The sequence below is a fragment of the Rivihabitans pingtungensis genome (genome assembly GCF_003201855.1).
Classification (GTDB): Bacteria; Pseudomonadota; Gammaproteobacteria; order Burkholderiales; family Aquaspirillaceae; genus Rivihabitans; species Rivihabitans pingtungensis.
Genome location: NZ_QJKI01000007.1, coordinates 100498 through 118800, shown reverse-complemented (window position 1 = coordinate 118800; position 18303 = coordinate 100498). Strand labels below are relative to the sequence as shown.

The 18303-nt window shown below is 62.6% G+C and carries 18 protein-coding genes and 1 pseudogene; 9 read left to right on the top strand and 10 right to left on the bottom strand.

Going from position 1 to position 18303, the window contains the following annotated elements; all coding sequences use genetic code 11:
• Window positions 1-341: 341 nt before the first annotated feature.
• From DFR34_RS07555 to DFR34_RS07535, 5 genes are all read right to left on the bottom strand, one after another.
• Entirely contained in the window at window positions 342-2462 is a 2121-nt protein-coding gene (locus DFR34_RS07555; protein ID WP_110390543.1) for an autotransporter outer membrane beta-barrel domain-containing protein, read from the bottom strand.
• 173 nt (window positions 2463-2635) lie between these two features.
• The gene (locus DFR34_RS07550; RefSeq protein WP_211309329.1) at window positions 2636-3421 is read right to left on the bottom strand and encodes a substrate-binding periplasmic protein; all 786 of its coding nucleotides are present in this window, start codon (window positions 3419-3421) and stop codon (window positions 2636-2638) included.
• A 110-nt stretch (window positions 3422-3531) separates the two neighbouring features.
• Complete coding sequence (gene grxD / locus DFR34_RS07545; RefSeq protein ID WP_110390541.1) at window positions 3532-3852, bottom strand: Grx4 family monothiol glutaredoxin; 321 nt, start codon at window positions 3850-3852, stop codon at window positions 3532-3534.
• Window positions 3853-4023: 171 nt separating this feature from the next.
• The gene (fliW, locus tag DFR34_RS07540; protein ID WP_110390540.1) at window positions 4024-4479 is read right to left on the bottom strand and encodes a flagellar assembly protein FliW; all 456 of its coding nucleotides are present in this window, start codon (window positions 4477-4479) and stop codon (window positions 4024-4026) included.
• Between the two features lie 130 nt (window positions 4480-4609).
• Window positions 4610-5467 (bottom strand): pirin family protein, encoded by an 858-nt coding sequence (locus DFR34_RS07535; RefSeq protein ID WP_110390539.1) that lies wholly within the window; start codon window positions 5465-5467, stop codon window positions 4610-4612.
• Between the two features lie 203 nt (window positions 5468-5670).
• Between DFR34_RS07535 and DFR34_RS07530 the strand changes: the two genes are divergently transcribed.
• The gene (locus DFR34_RS07530; protein ID WP_110390538.1) at window positions 5671-6585 is read left to right on the top strand and encodes a LysR substrate-binding domain-containing protein; all 915 of its coding nucleotides are present in this window, start codon (window positions 5671-5673) and stop codon (window positions 6583-6585) included.
• Here the strand turns inward: DFR34_RS07530 and DFR34_RS07525 are convergent.
• Window positions 6533-7525: an alpha/beta hydrolase family protein gene (locus DFR34_RS07525; RefSeq protein ID WP_110390537.1), complete on the bottom strand. Its 993-nt coding sequence runs from the start codon at window positions 7523-7525 to the stop codon at window positions 6533-6535. The genes DFR34_RS07530 and DFR34_RS07525 overlap by 53 nt on opposite strands.
• A gap of 96 nt (window positions 7526-7621) precedes the next feature.
• On the opposite strand from DFR34_RS07525, the pseudogene DFR34_RS17875 reads away from it, so the two are divergent.
• Window positions 7622-7798, top strand: a pseudogene (locus DFR34_RS17875) (DsbA family protein); the annotation flags it as partial.
• A 214-nt stretch (window positions 7799-8012) separates the two neighbouring features.
• A complete protein-coding gene (locus tag DFR34_RS17550; RefSeq protein WP_110390536.1) occupies window positions 8013-8378 on the top strand; it encodes a DsbA family protein in 366 nt (121 codons plus the stop codon).
• Window positions 8379-8522: 144 nt separating this feature from the next.
• On the opposite strand, the gene DFR34_RS07510 is transcribed toward DFR34_RS17550, so the two are convergent.
• From DFR34_RS07510 to DFR34_RS07500, 3 genes are read right to left on the bottom strand one after another with little or no spacing between them, the layout of a single operon-like run.
• On the bottom strand, window positions 8523-8663 hold the full coding sequence (locus tag DFR34_RS07510; protein WP_110390535.1) for a DUF2256 domain-containing protein: 141 nt from the start codon (window positions 8661-8663) through the stop codon (window positions 8523-8525).
• A gap of 8 nt (window positions 8664-8671) precedes the next feature.
• Window positions 8672-9469: a GTP cyclohydrolase FolE2 gene (gene folE2, locus DFR34_RS07505; protein WP_110390534.1), complete on the bottom strand. Its 798-nt coding sequence runs from the start codon at window positions 9467-9469 to the stop codon at window positions 8672-8674.
• A gap of 32 nt (window positions 9470-9501) precedes the next feature.
• Window positions 9502-10059 (bottom strand): glutathione peroxidase, encoded by a 558-nt coding sequence (locus DFR34_RS07500; RefSeq protein ID WP_110390533.1) that lies wholly within the window; start codon window positions 10057-10059, stop codon window positions 9502-9504.
• Window positions 10060-10240: 181 nt separating this feature from the next.
• Between DFR34_RS07500 and DFR34_RS07495 the strand changes: the two genes are divergently transcribed.
• From DFR34_RS07495 to DFR34_RS07480, 4 genes are all read left to right on the top strand, one after another.
• Entirely contained in the window at window positions 10241-11152 is a 912-nt protein-coding gene (locus tag DFR34_RS07495; protein ID WP_211309327.1) for a LysR family transcriptional regulator, read from the top strand.
• Window positions 11153-11510: 358 nt separating this feature from the next.
• A complete protein-coding gene (locus DFR34_RS07490; protein ID WP_146215077.1) occupies window positions 11511-12083 on the top strand; it encodes a hypothetical protein in 573 nt (190 codons plus the stop codon).
• Between the two features lie 40 nt (window positions 12084-12123).
• A complete protein-coding gene (locus tag DFR34_RS07485; RefSeq protein ID WP_146215076.1) occupies window positions 12124-12669 on the top strand; it encodes a hypothetical protein in 546 nt (181 codons plus the stop codon).
• Window positions 12670-12691: 22 nt separating this feature from the next.
• Window positions 12692-13234, top strand: a complete 543-nt coding sequence (locus DFR34_RS07480; RefSeq protein ID WP_146215075.1) for a hypothetical protein — start codon at window positions 12692-12694, stop codon at window positions 13232-13234.
• 896 nt (window positions 13235-14130) lie between these two features.
• On the opposite strand, the gene guaB is transcribed toward DFR34_RS07480, so the two are convergent.
• A complete protein-coding gene (gene guaB / locus DFR34_RS07475; protein ID WP_110390529.1) occupies window positions 14131-15591 on the bottom strand; it encodes an IMP dehydrogenase in 1461 nt (486 codons plus the stop codon).
• A gap of 128 nt (window positions 15592-15719) precedes the next feature.
• Between guaB and uvrC the strand changes: the two genes are divergently transcribed.
• Complete coding sequence (uvrC, locus tag DFR34_RS07470) at window positions 15720-17516, top strand: excinuclease ABC subunit UvrC (RefSeq protein ID WP_110390528.1); 1797 nt, start codon at window positions 15720-15722, stop codon at window positions 17514-17516.
• Window positions 17517-17708: 192 nt separating this feature from the next.
• Window positions 17709-18290, top strand: a complete 582-nt coding sequence (gene pgsA / locus DFR34_RS07465; protein WP_110390527.1) for a CDP-diacylglycerol--glycerol-3-phosphate 3-phosphatidyltransferase — start codon at window positions 17709-17711, stop codon at window positions 18288-18290.
• The last annotated feature ends 13 nt before the right edge of the window (window positions 18291-18303 follow it).

Here is an 18303-nt window from a genome sequence, read left to right as displayed (position 1 = left end):
ATCATTAGCACTTGTTGATCTGCAGCGCCGAGGTGGGTAAGGGCTGGCTGGCAGGGGTTCCGGATTGTGGCGCCGGCTTTCGCATCACTCACAAAATCCCGCTCACCTTCCTGGTCAGGACTCGCTTCGTTGTCTCTGCTGGGCCACGCTAAACGGCTGGGAGATGGGCCGTGGATACTTTGAACGCCGGGGCGTGTGTGATTGGTGGACACGGAGTGATCCTGACCCTGATATATGGCTGTGCGTCGGGTGCGGGAAAGGCATGGCACAGGGGCGGGTGGGTTGTGCCCGCCCCTGTGAGAGGGGGTGTCGCTTGATCGGGATAGGGCCCCGACTTCCGCTCAAAAGTCGTGGCTTACCCCCAGTTGTACCCCCCATTGCCGGCCGCTGTTGCGCGCCACGCTGCTGTAGGCCTCAATATTACCCATCAGGCCTTTGACCAGTTCCACCTGGCTGCCCAGGCGCAGCTGTCCCCAACTGCGTTCCGGGCGGGCCAGCTCGGTGCTGAACTGGCCTGGCTGGCTCTTGATGGCTGCGTCCAGCGTAGCCTGACGGGTGGACAGACGCTGCACCCATTCGGCGCTGGCATACGGCAGCCAGCGGCCCAGGCGGGTGGCCACGTCCACGCCCAGCCGGGCTTGCCAGCCAGCCTGCTTCTGGCTGCCAAAGCGCATGGCGGTGCTGTTGTCGCCGGTTTCACCGTAGCCATTCACCCGGATGTTTTCATAAGCCAGGCCCAGCATCGGGCTGAGCGTCCAGTCGCCGTATTGCCAGTGATAACGGCCGCTCACACGCAGACCGGTTTGTTCACCGTCGGTTTCCCCGCTCTCGCTACGGCTGACCGCGCCCAAGGCAAAGCTGCGGCGCACTGAGCGATAGGCATTGCTGGCGATAAACGCATCTGCCGCCAGTGAGAATTCGCCCCACTGCTGGCTGGCGTAAGCGGCCAGGCGTTGCTGGCGAAAGCGAAAATCACTGTTGGCGCCGCTGTCCAGCGTGCCTTGCTGATAGCCCAGCGCCAGGCCCAATCGCGTTTCGGCGCGCAGCTGGGTTTCCACCCCCACGGTATAGGCGTGTTGCTGACCGCCGCCGTCCAGTCCGCCTGCGCCCTTGGCGGCAAACGGCTGGTAGCCGTATTGGGCAAAGGCGCTGACCGTGCCCACGGTTTGCGGGGCTTGCCGCGCCAGGCGGTGGCGTTGCTCCAGCGTGGTATACAGCCCGGCGCTGGCGGATTCTGCCGCTGCCGGTAGTGCCGCAGCGTAATACGGCGCGGCCAGTGTCGCCACGGCATAGTCGCCAATCATCTGCTGCGCCTGCGGCGAGGGGTGGCGGTCATCGGCAAACAAATAGCGCAAATTGGCGTTAAAGCCCGGTGTGTTCGAAAAACACGCCAGCGACGACACACCGGCCGGGCAGGCCGAGCCGGTGATATTGTCAAAGCCGTAGCGTAGCGGGTCGGCGATGATTTCATTCAGCAGGCCAGCCACATCCAGCCGCACCAGATTCACCCCGGTCTGGCTCAGTCCCAGATTGACCGTGCCATTAAACAGCGTGGCCAGCGAATTCACGCTGCTTTGCACGCCATTGCTGCCCTCGTATTGGTTCACCAGGGTATTGGCCGGCAGCCCCAGCACACTTTCGGCGGCATTGAGCGCTTTGCGGCGTAGCGCTTGCTGGCTGGCCGCGTCGGGCGTGGCGGCGCTGGACAGCACCTGTTGTGCTGCGCCAATGGCCGCCAGCTTGGTGCTGGACGGAATGGCCGCCAGGGTGGGCTGGGCGTTGATTACCGCCAGCACGGTGGACGATACCGTGGCCGGGGTCAGGCCAAAGGCGGGCAGGTTGGGCACAATAAAGCGCTCGGCCCCAGCCACTCGCAGGCGCTGTACCTGACCCAGCAGACTGCTGGCGTCACTGCTGACCTGGGCCACACCTGCGGCGCTGCCACTGACGGCACTGGTTTCCAGCGCGGCGGGGATGTCATTGCCGCCACTCCACAGCACATGCCAGGCGGCGCTGTCGGCGCGGCCATTGCGCGCTGACAGATAAAACCCCACTTGGTCGGGCAAATCCTGTACAGCCAGATTGCTGGCCGAGCGTGGGTCGGCCGGCGGAAATCCCCCGGCGCCAGCGGTGCTCCACGGTCCGGTGTTGCTGGACTGCACGCTGGAGCGCGCGCCGCCCTGGGCGTAGTTATTGCCCTGTGATGAGGTGGCCGGGTTCAGTGGATTATTGGCCACGGCGGCGCCTCCCAGGGCGCGGGCCAGCACGTCGGCGTAAAACGGCGCGTTGTCGTAGGTCCAGCGTGTGCCGGTGGCCAAGGTGGCCGAGCCATTGGCCAGGCCTTGAAATGCGCCAGTGTCGGTCAGGCTGTCACCGAAAAAATATACCGGCGCAGCCAGCACCGGGGCGGCGCCCAGCGCCATGGCCAGCGCGCAGGCGCGGGCGAGCGGATTGCGTTGCATGAGATCTCCTCGTGTTGAAGACAGGCGGCGCGGGCGTCTTGGCGCCCTGCGTCCCTGGCCTGCCGGGATGGCGGGCCAGGCGTCGCATCATCGACGACGCGGAGATAAAATAAACGTTTAAATCCGGCGGGGAAAGCTTTTCTGATATTGCATTGCAATATGGTGCATCGGGCTCAGCGTTGCTCAGCCAGCTGGCGCAGATAGTCACGCTGACCGGCGCGTAACTGGGCGGCTGGCAGGCGGTGCGCCTGCATGGCGGCCAGGATGGGTTGCAGACGCGCGCCGTGGCGAAAGCACACCCGCAAGGGCAGCTCGCCCAGCCAGTGCGGATGAAACGCCAACTGTCCGGCCTGATTGCGCAAGGCCGGCTCGGCCAGCAGATAGCCCATGACCTCACGATCAATCACCGCCACGTCGATGCGCTCGCGCAATAACTTGCGCAGATTGCTCTCATCGCTGCTGGCGCCATCCACCCGCAATATGCCGGCGCTGACGGCGGCATCAAAGGCATCCGTGTTGACATAGCCATTGACTACGCCCACCCGGTAACGGCCCAGATCCGCCATGTGGGTCCAGTTCACCGGCTGCGCTGCCTGGTGCGCCAGGCCCAGCACACTCATGCCGATCGGTGCGCTCAACTGACAACGCCGACGGGTATCCGCCGTGGTGTATTCCGGAAAATACCCATCCAGCTTGCTGTCCATGCCCGAGCCATCGCGCACCGCCCGTGTCCATGGCAGCCAGACCAGCTCCAGCTGATAACCAGCCCGCCCGAGCATCTGGCGCAGGGTATCCGTACCAATACCATTGCCCGGCAGGTGCTCGCCGGTAAAGGGAGGCCATTCCGAGACAGCCAGACGCACCAGCGGGTGCGGGCCAACGTCGGCGGCCCAGGCTGGCGTCAGCGCAAAAATCATCCCAATCCAGCTCAATCGCCACAGGCAAACAAGGTTACGCATGGTCTCTGGCCCGAAAAAAAGATGCATGCCAGTTTGACACACCCCGCACGGCACGGACATGACAACGCCCCGACAGGCGGGGCGTGGACAACAACATCAACACACTACACTCAGGCGACTTTGGCCAGCAGCTCTTGCAGCTCACCAGACTCATACATCTGCGCCATGATGTCCGAGCCGCCGATGAATTCGCCGTTGATGTACAGCTGCGGAATGGTCGGCCAATTGGAGAACTCTTTGATGCCCTGGCGGATGTCCGGGTCTTGCAGCACATCCACGGTGGCCAGTTTGCTGACGCCACAGGTTTTCAGCAGCTGCACGGCGCGCGCCGAAAAACCGCACTGCGGAAACTGGGCCGAGCCCTTCATGTACAGGAGCACCGGGTTGTCGGTGACTTGTTGCTTGATGACGTCTTGAATATTGGCGGACATGCTGAATCCTTTGCGGGTCGGTGAGGGGCAGGCAATAATACCCGAGTAATTTGTTAGGATTTTAATCCGCTGCTTTGACAGGGTCAATCCGGCATGGCTCCGCATTCTGGCCTGCACACAACAACGCCACGCAGATAGCGTGGCGTTGTTGTGGTTACTGTGGCTGCGGACTCACTCGCCTGCCTTGCGGTTGTGCAGCAGCATGTCGCATTCCAGCTGACAGATCTGCACCCCCCGAAGGGTTTCAGTGTTGATCACCAGCGGGTTGCGCAGATTGGCGCTCAGCGATTTCAGCAGCGGGTGGGTGTTGGCGTCAATCTCCTGGTTGCCCTTGTAGATCATCACCAGCACGGCGGCGTCTTCCGGCTTGGCCAGTTGCAGCGCATCCACTTGTTCGGCGCTGAGCTCGACTTCGTAGCGCACGCCAAACTCTTCCGGCGTCACCACGCTGAACAGCACGTCGGCGTCGTCCAGCGACTGCATCCAGAACACGCGCGGGGTGTCGGATTCTTCATGGAACAGCTTGAAGCGCTGGCAGGATTCGAACCCTGGCAGCCCATTCGGGAAATTCAGGACGGTGTTTTCATCAACAGTGACTTGTCCGAGCAGGTTCGATTGAAACAGCATTGTAAGACTCCTCCGCAGGGCGGATGACATGGAAACATGAAGTATTCTGGCATAGTCATTCTGTGCCAGCTCTTGCGGCAAGTCAAAGCCCATCCATATCGTTCGCCCTGTCGTGCAGGCGGATGGCAGATCACGCCAGCGTGCCAGCCCGCATATCGGCAATCGCCTGCTCAATCTCGGCGCGAGTGTTCATCACAAACGGTCCCCACTGGGCAATCGGCTGGTGAAGCGGCCGCCCGGCCAGCACCAAAAGGCGCGCCGCCTGTGTTGCACGGACAATCACCCCGTGGCTGCCTTCGGTCTGGCTGAGCACTGCCAGCGTGCGCGCCGCGGTCTGGTGGGCTTGCTCACCCAACTGCGCCTCGCCCGCGTAGACATACACCGCCGCGTGATGGCCAGGCGGCAGCGCCAGGTATTCGCAAGCGCCGGCCGGCAGGCGTACATCCCAATACTGCGGCTCGGTATCTGCCTCTTGAATCGCCCCATCCACACCGTCCAACTGCCCGGCAATCACCCGGATCAGGCTGCCACTGGCGGTGCGCAGCTCGGGAATTTGATCCGCCTCCAACTCGCGGTACGCCGGCGCGCTCAGCTTGCGGCTGGCCGGCAGGTTGATCCACAGCTGAAAGCCATGCATCAGCCCATGCTGCTGCTCGGGCATTTCTGAATGCAGGATGCCGCGCCCGGCGTTCATCCACTGCACCGCCCCCGGACCAATCACCCCTTCGTGACCAACACTGTCGCGGTGGCGCATACGTCCGGCCAGCATATAGGTGACGGTCTGAAATCCCCGGTGCGGGTGCTCGGGAAAGCCGGCCAGATAATCCCCCGGCTGATCCGAGCGAAACTCGTCCAGCATCAGGAAGGGGTCGAGCCGGCGCTGCCAGCCCGCGCCGCTGAGTACACGCAACAAGCGCACCCCGGCGCCATCAGAGGCCGGCTGGCCAGGGACAAGATGCTCGACTTCTCGGCTGATGAAAGAGGACATGGCACAGACTCCAGTACAGGCTTGCTTCAAGGGATCCGACCAAGAGCAAACCGGGTTGAATTGATGATCTGCACTGGATTTTAGGTGCGCCGCCCAGATCAAGATAGCGAGGATTTTGCGCAGGTTTGTTCAGAAAATCCGAACCTTTGCCCATGCCTGCCATATGGCACAATCTCCTGCCATTCTCCTGCTGGTCACCCTCCATGCCCGAACGCCTGCCCCCACTGGATGTCTTGCCCGGTTTTGTCATGGTTGGGCGCACACTGAGCATGACCCGCGCCGCTCAGGCGCTGTGTCTGAGCCAATCCGCCGTCAGCCGGCAAATCCGCCAGCTGGAAGCCGCCGTCGGCCAGCCCTTGTTTCTGCGCGAACACCGCGCGCTGCGGCTGACCGATGCCGGCGCGCGGCTGTTGCTCAGCGCCGAAGCCGCCCTGCGCGCCTGGCAAGACGGGGTGGCGGCGCTGCGCGACGACGCCGCCCGGCAAATCACCGTCAGCGCCAGCATTGGCGTGATTGGCCTGTGGCTGTTGCCACGGCTGGGCGACTGGCAGGCCGCGCACCCGCAGCTGGACATGCGCCTGCTGGCCGACAACCGCAAGCGCGAGCCGCGCGCCGCCGGGGTGGATCTGGCCATCCGCTACGACGCCGCAGACGCCTTGCCGGCCGACGCGCTGCCGCTGTTTGACGAAACCCTGGCCGTGGTGGCCAGCCCCCAGCACGGCCCCGCCGCGCTCAGCCAGCCAGCCGCGTTAGCCGACGCCACCTTGCTGACCTTCGACAGCCCGGCCCACCCCTGGCTGTCCTGGCCGCATTGGCTGGCGGCGCAGGGTTGGCGCGTGGCGCCGCGCATGCTGCATTTCAATCAATACGACCAGCTGATTCACGCCGCGCTGGCCGGCCAGGGCCTGGCGCTGGGCCGGCTGCCGCTGCTGGCCCCCTTGCTGGCCAATGGCCGTCTGCGCCGCATCCCGGCGCCGGCTGGCCCGGTTTGCCGTCATCGCTACGCGCTATTGCGCGCCGCCGAGCCGCCCAGCCTGGCGGTGGCACAGGCGGTGGAATGGGTGCTTAGCCAGGCGGCGCAGACGCGGCGCACATTGCAGGCGCTGGCGAGCGACTGAGCGCGGGCGGCGTTTCGCCCGGCCAGGGCGTTGCCGTAAAACCTGGCGGGCAAGCGCCATGCAATAGCCAGTCGCGGGCAATCGGCCACAGCGTGTCGGCAAAGCGATCATGAAAAAACGCAAAATGGCCGATGGCCGGCACGCCGATCTGCGCCGGGCGCACATGCAGCCGCCAGCGTCGGCAGCCGGTAAAATAGGCCAGCAAGCGCTCGATGGCGGCGTCGCCGGCAAAGGGATCATCGCTGATCGACAAGGCCAGCAAATCGGCGCGCGGCTGCGCACATTGGGTGAGCCACTGCGCGCGCATGCGCGCCGTCACCCGCTCGCCGCCGCGCCGCGCCACCGCCTCAAAACGCGGCGCCCGCGCCGTCCAGTCCTCCACCACCCCGGCCGGCGCATCCTCCATCCAGCCCAACCGCCGCCCCGGAAAATACCCCAAACACGCGGTCAGCGCCGGCATCAGCACATGCCACTTCCACCACATGCCCAGCCGCTGGCCCGGCGCATAATCGCGCCAATGGGCAAACTGTGCGCCCATGGTGAACGCCCGCGTCACCAGATGATTGGACGGCGCCAGCCCCAGCGCCAGGCCGCCGGCGCTGTGCGCCGCCACCAAAATCGGCTGCCCGGCAAAACGCCGCTGCACTTCACGCAAGGCGCCTTCAAAATCCAGGCTGCCCCACTCGATCCAGCCGGCGCGAAAGCCGCGCAAGCGGGCTGGGCGCGAGCCGCCAATGCCGCGATAATCATAAGTCAGCACCTCGCAGCCAGCGGCGTGCAGATAGGCGGCAAAGCGCGCGTAATAACGGCTGAGCACCGCCGTGGCCGGGTTGACGATCACCACCGGCCGGCTGGCGCACGGCTGGGCGTGCGCCCAGACATGGCCGTGCAACACATAGCCATCTGCGGCCGGAAAGCTCAGGGCAAGCGGAACAGACATGACACACACTCCAGCAACATCATCACGCCCCCACTGTAACCAGCCGGCGCGCCCGCTTCAAACGGGTTTTTTGCGCGCTTCGCATGCGTGGCGCGCATGCGAAAACATCCGCTCCGCAGGCTGAACCCCATGCTTCAAGCACCCGTCACCCCATTGGAATTCTGGTTCGACTTGGCCAGCCCCTACAGCTATCTGGCCGCCGCCCGCCTGCCGGCGCTGGCTGCTGAGCACGGCCTGGCGGTGGTCTGGCGGCCGTTTTTGCTGGGGCCGATTTTTCAGCGTCTGGGCTGGGCCAGCACGCCATTTGCCGAACACCCGGCCAAGCAGGCGTATCGTGGCGCGACCTGGCCCGCCAGTCTGACAAGAGCCGCGCACAAAACCCTCCTGGCGTTGTTGTGTGACCTTGCCGTACTTGTTGTACTGTCTGCGGTCACACGCCTAGCCAGGACCGCTTCGCTGGGTTTTGTGAGCGGCTCTAAAATACGGCCTGGCGTTTTGCCAGCCGGCGCGCTTTCCGCAACCGGCGGTGCTGGCCACCCGCCTGGCAGTGCGCCATGCCGACGCCGACTGGCTGCCCGACTTTTGCCAGGCCATGCTGCGCGCGCAGTTTGTCGAGGGCGCAGACCCCGCCGCGCCCGAGGCGATCGACCGCGCGCTGACGGTCAGCGGCCTGGCTCCGCACCGCGCCCGCGCCGACGCCGCCCAGCCGGCGGTGGGCCAAGCGCTGCGTGCACGCATTCACCAAGCCGAAGCGCGCGGCCTGTTCGGCGCGCCCAGCTTCTGGGTGGCGGGGGAATTGTTCTGGGGGAATGACCGACTGGAGGAGGCGGTGGAGTGGGCGGTGCAGCGGTGAGACGGCGCAACTATGTTCTGAGCTGAGGGTGGGCAGCGCCAAGTATTGTTCACCACACTCAGCGCTGCGCCTGCTGACTGGGCGCGCGCAGCCAGTGCGAGGCCGTGCCACAAGGCCAGCAGGCTTTGGTGAGCGGGGCTCAGCCTACCCCGCCCGCCGGCAGCGCTCGCTGCAATACTTCACCTGCGGCCAGTCTTTCGCCCATTTGCGCCGCCAGCTGAACGGGCGTTGGCAGACCGGGCAGATTTTGCTGGGCAAGTCAGCTTTGGCCACGCGGCGGGGCATGGGGCGGCTCAGCGACGGTGGCGGATGCGGGCGAAGGCGGAGTGGTTGTGGATGGATTCGAAGTTTTCGCTTTCCACCACAAAGGCCTGCACGCGCGGGTCGGCCACCAGGGCGCGGGCGATGTCGCGCACCAGATCTTCCACAAACTTCGGGTTGTCGTAGGCGCGTTCAGTCACCCATTTTTCGTCCGGGCGCTTGAGCAGGCCAAACAGCTCGCACGAGGCGCTATGCTCGGCCACCCGCACCAGATGCTCCAGGCTCATGTCGGCGTCGGCGGCCAGCTCCACGCTCAGGGTGATGGCCGAGCGCTGGTTGTGCGCGCCATAGCGGGAGATCTCTTTCGAGCACGGGCACAGGCTGGTGACCGGGGTGGTGACGGTCAGCGTCAGCGTCCAGCCACGGTCGGCGCGCCATTCGCCGCGCATGGCGGCTTCTACGTCCAGCAGGCTGACCGCGCCAGACACCGGCGCGGTTTTGCGCACAAAATACGGAAAGCGCAGGCTGACTTCGGCGGACTCCGCGTTCAGCCGCTGCGCCATGTCGCGCACAAAGCCATGCAGCGCCCGCCCGTCCAGCGGGCCTTGGTGCGCGTGCAATTGCTCAAGAAAGCGCGACATATGCGTGCCCTTTTGCGTGGGCGGCAGCGCCACATACATATCCAGCGTGGCCACGGTGGCTTGCGCGCCACCGTCGGCACTGGCCACTTGCAGGGGGAATTTCACCGATTTGACGCCCACCTGATCGATGGTGAAGCCAAAATCAGCCAGCATGCCTTGTACATCGGGCAGGGTTTCGGGTGCGCCCATGGCGTGTCTCCGGGGGGAAGAAAAATCAAAACTCAGCGGCGCTCGGCCGTGCGTAAATAAGGCTGGATCACTTTCAGCAGCTGCGGCGAATCTGGCTCGACCTCAGAGGCAAACGCCCACACCTGCTTGCCGCCGGGGGCAATCACATATTTATGGAAGTTCCAACGCGGCGCCTGGCCGGTGGCGGCCGCCAGCTGGCGATAAAACGGCATGGCCTGCGCGCCGCTGACCTTGGCCTTTTCGATCATCGGGAAGTCAACAAAATAGGTCAGCTTGCAGAACTCGGCCACTTCCTGATTGCTGGCCAGCTCCTGGTTAAAATCATTGCTGGGAAAGCCAATCACCAACAAACCCTGATCGCGCCAGCGCCGCGACAGCGCTTCCAGCGGCTCAAACTGGCGGGTGTAGCCGCATTTGCTGGCGGTGTTGACCACCAGAATTACTTTGTCCTGCTGCGCGCACAAATCCAGCGGCTGGCCTTGCAGCGTGGTGAAGCGGTGCTTGAGCAACGGCGGGCAGTCGGCGGCCTGAGCCAGGCCGGCGCTCAAGGCCAGCCAGAGCGCGCTAAGGCAATACAGCGGACGCAACATGACGGTTCTCCCGGCGCATGCGCCAGGCGCGCGCCAAATGGTCGGCAATCGATTCAACATAGAATCAGCCCCTGAGTTTGTCAATGTTTTGTCCTGGACAAAATCGTTTCGCCCTGCGCAATGCGGCAAACAGCCCTTGCCGGGCGCTACAATCGGCGTATTGAGTGTTTTTCTGGTGCGCATGATGAATTCCCGCATTGGTTTTGACTGGCGCGACCTGGAAGTCTTTGTCGCAGCCGCCGAAAGCGGCAGCATTGCCCGCGCCGCCGAGCGCTGCCGGCTGGCCCCCTCCGCCGCCAGCAAGCGGCTGTCCGACCTGGAGGCCGCGCTGGGCGCGCCGCTGCTGGAGCGGCACAACCGTGGCGTGCGCCCCACCGCCGCCGGACAGGCCCTGTTGCAGCGTTCGCGCGGCCTGCTGGAAGAAGCCCGGCGCATCGAGCGGGAGGTGCGCAGCTATGGCGAAGGCCTGAGCGGCCATGTGCGCTTGTTCGCCAATATTTCGGCGATTGTCGAATACCTGCCGGCGGCGCTGGCGCAGTTTGCCAAGGCCTGGCCGGGCATTCGTGTGGAATTGGAAGAACATGTGTCCAGCGAGGTGGCGCAGGCGGTGGCGGAAAATGTCGCCGATGTTGGCGTGGTCAGCGACCTGAGCGACTTTGACGGCGTGGCGCTGCATCCGTGCTGGCGCGACCAACTGGCCCTGCTTGCTCCCGCCGGCCACCCGCTGGCCCACGCCGCGCGCGTGCGCTTTGCCCAGGCGCTGGAACACCCGATGGTGGGCCTCAAGCCCGGCAGCACCCTGCACAGCCGGCTATTGCGCGCCGCCGCCGAATTGGGCCGCAGCCTGCCCATGCAAGTGCAGGTGGGCAGCTTTGACGCCATGTGCGCCATGATCGCCGCCGGCATGGGCGTGGGCATCATGCCGCGCGCCGCCTCGCTGCCCTATCTGGACGCCCTGCGCCTGACCGCCACGCCGCTGGACGAAAGCTGGGCCGAACACCAGCTGTATCTGTGCCGCAAAGCCGACGGCGAGCTTTCTCCTGCTGCGGCGCGGCTGTTTGCGCACCTGGCGGCGCAGGCCAGCCCAGCATAAACCGGCTGAGATATGGCGCGGACGATATCGGCGTTGCCAATGTGGGCAAATCGCCACAACTTCCCATCCGTATAAATACCGGATTTTCTTGCATGCAGCGATTTTGCGTAGTTCTGCGCTAGCCAACGGCTTGTTTTGCTTCTTACTCTGTGTCCATCTCCTGTTGCGCCATGGGTTTTGCCTGCTTGCATTGATATGCTGAGTGCAAGATTAAATTGAACCTCAGACGCAACAGGTGATGCTTTGGCATCGCTCATCAAACCCTGCGCAGTGGTTCTGGCCAAGCGTGTGTATACATGCAACAGCGCCCAGAGGAGTTTGTGGGCGACAACCCTTCAACCTGACACAGGAACGCATCATGCTCAACATGATTTCCTCACTGGCCAGTCTCAGCCAGACACTACGCACCAGCCATAGCAAGCCCACAGCTGCTGACTCTTCGACTCATACTCCTCAGTCCTCCCCTTCCGCCAGCACCGCAAGTATCTCTGAGCAAGGCCAGGCGATGCTGGTGCAGTCACGCATGGCAACACAGCAAAACGCGACTGCCGAGCAAGCCCGCTTGGCAGAAGAAGCCAGAGCACAGTTCGCCGTGCCCAAATGGCTGGCAGAGATGAATCCTGCGCCTTATCTGAATGCTGAATTAGGTGGGTCTGAGTGGAGCGGCACACAAAATAGCCCTGAAAAAATGTCATGGTGGGCTTCGCTCAGCCCAACGCAACAACACAGTCGGCTGGAGTTTCAAGAAAAGCTGCATGGCTATTATGCCCAGTTTGTTGATGAGCAAAAGTTCTCTTCTGAGGCAGAACGCTATCAGCGCATGATAGGTGATGCCGTCAGTAGCCAGCGCATGCACAGTCAGTTCAGGGAAATTATTTTAGGTGACAAACGCATGATTGAGCTGGCCAGCTCAATCAACTGGTCGATTTGATCGCAAATCCACCAAGCAAATATTTTATCAAGGAGCTCTTATGCTGGGCATCCATAATAATATTTATGTTCTTGCTGGAACAGCATCAGCAAGTTTAACCAAGCCATTGACCAACCCGCCGCCAGTAAAAAATGAGGTAGCCAAGGCGACAATATCCAGTATTTCTGCACAAGGCCAAGCCATGCTGGCGCAAGAGGATGCCCATCATGCCAGCTCTTCTGCCACATCGAGCGAATGGCCGGTCGAGATGTATCAAATTCCACCGTGGTTGGCTTCTGTGTTGCCGATGTCAGGTGGTGAGCTGCCTAAACTGCTGAATGGTTTTGGTGATGGCCACGTCACGCTGAACAAAGATTTTCTTTCTGATGGCAAAGACGCCCAGCGTGTGGCGTACACCAATATGTTCAATCAGCATTGGCGTAATTTGCTGGATGAACACGGCATTCATACGCCAGAAGTGTTTCATCAGAAGATGATCGCCGATGTTCAGTTCAGTGAAAAAATCCACCAGCAACTCAAGGAGTTGATACAGGGAGACCGGCAGATGATTGCCTTGGCATCACAATTTGACTGGAATCCAAGCTAAGGTCTTTTCGGAGCGTTACGCCATGTTGAACATCGTGTCTTCTATTTCTGAAGCCAGCCGAACTTTTCGTCAGAATAGCGTAAAACCAGCCGCTGCCACCGCTGCTTTAGCGAGCGAAAATACTCGGTCTGCATTCAGCACTGTCAATATTTCTGACCAAGGCCGAGCGATGGCGCCTCAAGTGGCAGCGCCATCGGATGCTGCCGAGCAGGCCAGACTCTTTGAAGAAGTAAAAATGTTTTGCGCCATTCCAAAATGGTATGCCGCAATGATGCCAGCGCTTTATGCCGAGTGCGGCGAAGGTGAAAGCCTGAATACACCAGAGCGAAAAGCCTGGTTTGAGAATCTGAACTCAGAAGCAAGCAGGGTCGAGTATCTTGGCAAGCTTCAGGATTATTACCAGAAATTTCTGAGTGAAGAAGGCATCACCTCCCGCGAAGCACATTATAAGGTCATGGTGGAGGACCAAAGCAACAGCACAAGAATGCACGAAAAGTTCCGGGAAATCATTCTGGGCGACAAGCGCATGATCGAGCTGGCCAGTTCGATGAATTGGCAGATCTGAACCTGAGGGTCTGGGGAAGTATGCAAAAACCGAGTTTCTGATTTTTGCTGCGCTTTATCCTGTCGCCCCACCCAAATCCAGAGGCTGTTGCGAGGGTTGTGGCCAAGCGCCACCGCTGTCGCGATGGCCTCTGTCTTTTGTGGCAAGCAAACACGCCTGACTTCTCTGTGCGCGTTTCTTGCCTTGTCTTGCTGCACTGAGCGCAGCGCTGAGTACAAGCCACACTTGAGATGGCCCAAAGCGTCACACACGGCACACAGGCCATGCCCCCTCACTCTGTCGCCAAATTGCGACAGTTTTATCTCCGTATGAATACTGAATTTGCCAGCATCATGCCGGGCTTAGGTAGTTCTGCGCTGGTCAAGCGGGATGGTCTGTCCCTAAGCTGGGTTCGTTGCTACGCCGCACCAAGCATCGACCCAGATGCATACAGACGGCTTTTTCTGACCGACAGGATTTGATCATGCCCAACCTTGCCACTGCCCGAACCAGTCTTACCCAAATAGCGCGCGCCCAGCGCGCCGCACCTGGCGCTACGCCGGCGGCTGACCGTCGTGCACCTTGGCTGGCGCGTTTGCGGGTGTGGTTGCGCGGTGATGCGCGTTTGGCTGAGCGTTTGAATGCGGTGGATTGGTCGCTGTAAGCGCTGCTAAGGGGGTGCGGATTGATTCAGTAAAACCGCGTTTTCCAAAAGTAAAATCTTGAAAAATCAAAACCCTGGATTCCCGCCTTCGCGGGAATGACGGTTTTCTCAACGTCTTCTAAACAGAACGCGCCTGGCGCATGAAAACGCGCGTCAACTGCGCCTGCTGTTCGCGCCGCTCATAAAAAACCCGCCGCCAATTCTGGCGACGGGTTTTTTTGTCCAGTCGGGCCTCACCAGGCCGCGCACGTCATCAGTCAACGTGGTAGTTCGGCGCTTCTTTGGTGATTTGCACGTCGTGCACATGCGATTCGCGCATGCCGGCGGAGGTGATTTCCACAAACTCGGCGGTTTCGCGCATCTTGTCGATGGTGGCGCAGCCGCAGTAGCCCATGGACGAGCGCAGGCCGCCCATCAGTTGGTGGATGACGGCGATGGCCGAGCCCTTGTAGGGCACGCGGCCTTCGATGCCTTCCGGCACCAGCTTGTCGGCGTTGGCTTCGTTGTCCTGGAAGTAACGGTCGCTGGAGCCTTGCTGCATGGCGCCCAGCGAGCCCATGCCACGGTAGCTCTTGAACGAGCGGCCTTGGTAGAGCTCGATTTCGCCCGGCGCTTCTTCGGTGCCGGCCAGCAGGCCGCCCAGCATCACGCTGTTGGCGCCAGCGGCGATGGCTTTGGCGATGTCGCCAGAGAAGCGGATGCCGCCGTCGGCGATCATCGGCACGCCCGTGCCCTTCAGCGCTTCGGTGACGTTGTGCACGGCGGTCAGCTGCGGCACGCCCACGCCGGCGACGATGCGGGTGGTGCAGATCGAGCCGGGGCCGATGCCCACTTTCACGCCGTCAGCGCCGGCTTCCACCAGCGCCAGCGCGGCGGCGGCGGTGGCAATATTGCCGCCGATCACGTCCACTTGCGGGAAGTTCTGCTTCACCCAGCGCACGCGGTCCAGCACGCCCTGGCTGTGGCCGTGGGCGGTGTCCACCACGATCACGTCCACGCCGGCTTCCACCAGCAGGGCCACGCGTTCTTCGGTGCCTTCGCCCACGCCGACGGCGGCGCCCGCGCGCAGGCGGCCTTGCTCGTCTTTGTTGGCAAACGGTTTTTCGCTGGTCTTGACGATGTCCTTGACGGTCATCAGGCCCTTGAGTTCAAAGGCGTCGTTGATCACCAGCACGCGCTCCAGGCGGTTGGCGTGCATCAGCTCGCGCGCTTCGTCCAGCGAGGCGCCTTCCTTGACGGTGACCAGGCGCTCGCGCGGGGTCATGATGCTGCGCACCGGGGCGTCCAGGCGCGATTCAAAGCGCAGGTCGCGGTTGGTGACAATGCCCACCACCTTGCCGTTTTCGATCACCGGCAGGCCGGAGACTTTTTTCTCGCGCACCAGGCGGATGACCTCGCCGACGGTCATGTCCGGCTTGATGGTGATCGGATCCTTGACGATGCCGGACTCGTGGCGCTTGACCTTGGAGACTTCCGCCGCTTGACGGGCGGCCGACATGTTCTTGTGGATGATGCCGATGCCGCCTTCCTGCGCCAGGGCGATGGCCAGGCGGCTTTCGGTGACGGTGTCCATGGCGGCGGACACCAGCGGCAGGTTCAGGCGGATGTTGCGGGTCAGCTGGGTGGCCAGGCTCACGTCGCGCGGCAGGATGCTGGAATGGGCGGGGACGAGCAGGACGTCGTCGAAGGTGTAGGCTTTCTGGACGATGCGCATGGGAATTCCTTTGCGGCAAAGGCTTATTATACCGAAAAATCCTTGCTTGGCAAAATTTGGTCAAGGGCGCACAATACCCGGTTAACCGCTGTGGGCATTGCCGCCCACCCCCGCCGGATTGCCCGCCCATGTTCGACCCCAAACCGATTCTGGACACCCTGCCCAATCTGCCGGGTGTTTACCGCATGCTGGACGCTGACGCGCAGGTGTTGTACGTCGGCAAGGCTATCGACCTGAAAAAACGGGTCAGTTCGTATTTCCAGAAAACCGACCTCAGCCCGCGCATCCAGCTGATGGTGCGCCAGATTGCCGCCATCGAAACCACGGTGGTGCGCTCTGAGGCCGAGGCGCTGATTCTGGAAAACAACCTGATCAAGGCGCTGGCCCCCAAATACAATATTCTGTTCCGCGACGATAAATCCTATCCCTACCTGATGCTGTCCGGTCACGACTGGCCGCAGCTGGCGTATTACCGGGGGGCGCTGAACCGGCACAACCAGTATTTTGGCCCCTACCCGAATGGCTACGCGGTGCGCGAGTCGATTCAGGTGTTGCAGCGGGTGTTCCGCCTGCGCACCTGCGAAGACAGCGTATTCGCCAACCGCTCGCGCCCGTGTTTGCTGCACCAGATCAAGCGCTGTTCAGCGCCGTGCGTCGGGCTGATCGACGCCGCCAGCTATCAGGCCGATGTGCGCCGCGCGGCGGCGTTTTTGCTGGGCAAGCATTCCGAGCTGATTGATGATCTGTCGGCGCAGATGCAGGCGGCGGCCGAGGCGCTGGCGTTCGAGCAGGCGGCCACCTTGCGCGACCAGATTCAGGCGCTGGCGCGGGTGCAAGAGCGCCAGTTTGTCAGCAGCAACGCCTCGCAACTGGATTGCGACGTGATTGCCGCCGTGGTGGCGCAAGGGCTGGCCTGTGTCAATCTGGTGATGATTCGCGGCGGCCGTCATCTGGGCGACAAGAGCCATTTTCCTGAGCATGCCGCCGATATGGATGCCGGCGCGGTGCTGGAGGCGTTTTTGGCCCAGCACTACGTGGGCGCGCCGCTGCCGCCGGTGATTTTGGTCAACCAGCCGGTCAACGAGGCTTTGGTGGCGGTGTTGCAGGCGCAGGCCGAGCAGCGCCTGACGGTGGTTCACCATACGCATAGCGAGCGGCGGGTGTGGCTGGAGATGTCAGAAAAAAACGCCAGGCTGGCCATTGATCAGCGCGCCTTGTCCAAGGCCACCCAGCACCAGCGGCTGAGCGCGCTGGCCGAGGCGCTGGCGCTGCCCGGCGTCGAGCGCATGGAGTGTTTTGACATCAGCCACACCCTGGGCGAGGCGACGGTGGCGTCCTGCGTGGTGTACGACCACGGCGCCATGCAGTCCAGCCAGTACCGGCGCTATAACATCAGCGGCATTACCCCAGGCGATGATTACGCGGCGATGCGCGACGCGCTCATCCGCCGCTACAGCAAGCTGGCCGACGGTGAAGGCGAGCTGCCGGATGCGCTGCTGATCGACGGCGGCAAGGGCCAGGTGGGCGTGGCGGTGGCGGTGCTGGACGAGCTGGGTTTGTCGTCGCTGCCCATCATTGGCGTGGCCAAGGGCGAGGGGCGCAAGCCGGGGCTGGAAACGCTGATTCTCCCGCGCGAACAAAAAACGTTACAATTGCCAAAAGATCATCCGGCGTTGCACTTGATTCAAACCTTGCGCGACGAGGCGCACCGCTTTGCCATCACCGGCCACCGCGCCCGCCGCGCCAAGGCGCGCACGCAGTCGCGGCTGGAGGACATCCCCGGCGTGGGCCCCAAGCGCCGCCAACGCCTGCTCACCCGTTTTGGCGGGCTGAAAGGGGTTATGGCCGCCAGTGTGGCCGAGTTGGCCCAGGTGGAAGGCGTCAGCCTGGCGCTGGCGGAAAAAATCCACCAGGCGCTGCACTGAGCGCCGCTCAGCGACTCAGAGCGGCTCACAACACGCAGCGCAGCGCGCCTCGCTGCCCGCCCGGATGAATCTTGTGTGACCCTGCGCCCTTGCTTGCACTGGCGCGCCGGCCGTCGCGCTACACTGACGGCTGTTCCCCGAAACTGTTATTGCCGACGCGCCGCCCGCCGGCGGAAAAGCGCCAGATCGCCCATGCCGTTCAATGTTCCCATTCTGCTCACCTGGTTGCGGGTGGCCCTCATCCCGGTGTTTGTCGTGCTGTTTTATTGGCCAGACCCCTCTTTGCATCTACCCATGCGCAATGGCCTGGCGGCGCTGATCTTTGCCCTGGCGGCCATCACCGACTGGCTGGATGGTTATCTGGCGCGCAAGTGGGGGCAAACCTCTTCTTTTGGCGCTTTTCTTGACCCGGTGGCCGACAAGCTGATTGTCGCCGCCGCGCTGATTTTGCTGGTGGAGCTGGAGCGCACCCAGGCCTGGCTGGCGATGGTGATCATTGGCCGCGAGATCACCATTTCGGCATTGCGCGAGTGGATGGCGCAAATTGGCGAGCGCCGCAGTGTGGCGGTGGCCTATATCGGCAAGCTCAAAACCGCCGCGCAAATGCTGGCCATTTTGCTGCTGTTGTACTGGCAGCCCTTGTGGCCGGGTTTTGATACGCCGCTGTACGGAAACATCCTGATGGTGATTGCCGCCATTTTGACTTTATGGTCAATGGTTTATTACCTGCAAATGGCTGGCGCGCAGTTGCGCGGCGAAAAAAAATTGCAATGAAGTGTTGACACAA

What these genes read in the sequence shown, in the direction of transcription:
- DFR34_RS07555 (WP_110390543.1), bottom strand. Translation starts at nt 2,462, where the DNA reads ATGCAACGCAATCCGCTCGCCCGCGCCTGCGCGCTGGCCATGGCGCTG.
- DFR34_RS07550 (WP_211309329.1), bottom strand. Translation starts at nt 3,421, where the DNA reads ATGCGTAACCTTGTTTGCCTGTGGCGATTGAGCTGGATTGGGATGATT.
- grxD (WP_110390541.1), bottom strand. Translation starts at nt 3,852, where the DNA reads ATGTCCGCCAATATTCAAGACGTCATCAAGCAACAAGTCACCGACAAC.
- fliW (WP_110390540.1), bottom strand. Translation starts at nt 4,479, where the DNA reads ATGCTGTTTCAATCGAACCTGCTCGGACAAGTCACTGTTGATGAAAAC.
- DFR34_RS07535 (WP_110390539.1), bottom strand. Translation starts at nt 5,467, where the DNA reads ATGTCCTCTTTCATCAGCCGAGAAGTCGAGCATCTTGTCCCTGGCCAG.
- DFR34_RS07530 (WP_110390538.1), top strand. Translation starts at nt 5,671, where the DNA reads ATGCCCGAACGCCTGCCCCCACTGGATGTCTTGCCCGGTTTTGTCATG.
- DFR34_RS07525 (WP_110390537.1), bottom strand. Translation starts at nt 7,525, where the DNA reads ATGTCTGTTCCGCTTGCCCTGAGCTTTCCGGCCGCAGATGGCTATGTG.
- DFR34_RS07510 (WP_110390535.1), bottom strand. Translation starts at nt 8,663, where the DNA reads ATGCCCCGCCGCGTGGCCAAAGCTGACTTGCCCAGCAAAATCTGCCCG.
- folE2 (WP_110390534.1), bottom strand. Translation starts at nt 9,469, where the DNA reads ATGGGCGCACCCGAAACCCTGCCCGATGTACAAGGCATGCTGGCTGAT.
- DFR34_RS07500 (WP_110390533.1), bottom strand. Translation starts at nt 10,059, where the DNA reads ATGTTGCGTCCGCTGTATTGCCTTAGCGCGCTCTGGCTGGCCTTGAGC.
- DFR34_RS07495 (WP_211309327.1), top strand. Translation starts at nt 10,241, where the DNA reads ATGATGAATTCCCGCATTGGTTTTGACTGGCGCGACCTGGAAGTCTTT.
- DFR34_RS07490 (WP_146215077.1), top strand. Translation starts at nt 11,511, where the DNA reads ATGCTCAACATGATTTCCTCACTGGCCAGTCTCAGCCAGACACTACGC.
- DFR34_RS07485 (WP_146215076.1), top strand. Translation starts at nt 12,124, where the DNA reads ATGCTGGGCATCCATAATAATATTTATGTTCTTGCTGGAACAGCATCA.
- DFR34_RS07480 (WP_146215075.1), top strand. Translation starts at nt 12,692, where the DNA reads ATGTTGAACATCGTGTCTTCTATTTCTGAAGCCAGCCGAACTTTTCGT.
- guaB (WP_110390529.1), bottom strand. Translation starts at nt 15,591, where the DNA reads ATGCGCATCGTCCAGAAAGCCTACACCTTCGACGACGTCCTGCTCGTC.
- uvrC (WP_110390528.1), top strand. Translation starts at nt 15,720, where the DNA reads ATGTTCGACCCCAAACCGATTCTGGACACCCTGCCCAATCTGCCGGGT.
- pgsA (WP_110390527.1), top strand. Translation starts at nt 17,709, where the DNA reads ATGCCGTTCAATGTTCCCATTCTGCTCACCTGGTTGCGGGTGGCCCTC.